Consider the following 695-nt stretch of genomic DNA (forward strand, 5'->3'; position numbering starts at 1 on the left):
CGTATCCGCCAGCAGTGATCATGCTGGCGGCATGACGATGCCATCCACTACGGACTCAGTAACAGTCCTCACCGGCATGTATGCGGCCGAGGCGGTGTATTTGGCGGACGGAGGCCCTGGCACAGCTTCGTTCGATCTGCTCGCCCCCTTCTTCGCGCCGGGTGTCGTGCTGCATCAAGCAGATGCTCTGCCCTACGGAGGGACGTGGCGTGGGCACAACGGCATGACGCAGTTCTTCCTCAGGATGGGGCAGGTGTGGGAATCGTTCGAGATGGTGGAGCAGGAGTTCCTCGCCACCGGTGAGACTGCGGTCGTGCTCACACAGGTCCGTGCTCGCGCTCGAGCGACCGGCCGTGAACTCAGCTTCCCGGTCCTGCAAACGATCACGGTCGAGGACGGGCGGATCACCGAGGTCCGCCCGTTCTACTGGGACACGCTTGCCATCGCCGAAGCCTGCTCCGTGCGGAGACCGAGAGACTGAGGCCGACGGCAACGATCCGGTCTCCTGCGGGCCGACCAGACTGATACGCGGCACCCGGATCGTTTCCAGGACGGGCTCGAACTGCGGGGGCGCCTCGCTGACCGGCCGTGATCAGCACCGGAAGAGGCGGCGTGCTGGTGGGCCGACAGACGGTGGAGTCGACGTTCGCGTCCCGCCCTACGCGGGCGGGCCGGCCCTACCGGACCCCTGACCT

1 protein-coding gene is annotated in these 695 nt (G+C 66.3%); it reads left to right on the plus strand.

The genetic code is table 11. The features are described 5' to 3' along the window. Positions 1-31 precede the first annotated feature (31 nt). Positions 32-481 (plus strand): nuclear transport factor 2 family protein, encoded by a 450-nt coding sequence (locus tag LPA54_RS34195; protein WP_228917517.1) that lies wholly within the window; start codon positions 32-34, stop codon positions 479-481. The last annotated feature ends 214 nt before the right edge of the window (positions 482-695 follow it).

The sequence above is a fragment of the Streptomyces sp. DH12 genome (assembly GCF_020873895.1).
GTDB lineage: Bacteria > Actinomycetota > Actinomycetes > Streptomycetales > Streptomycetaceae > Streptomyces.

Coding starts and splice junctions, on each gene's coding strand:
- LPA54_RS34195 (WP_228917517.1), top strand. CDS start 32: ATGACGATGCCATCCACTACGGACTCAGTAACAGTCCTCACCGGCATG.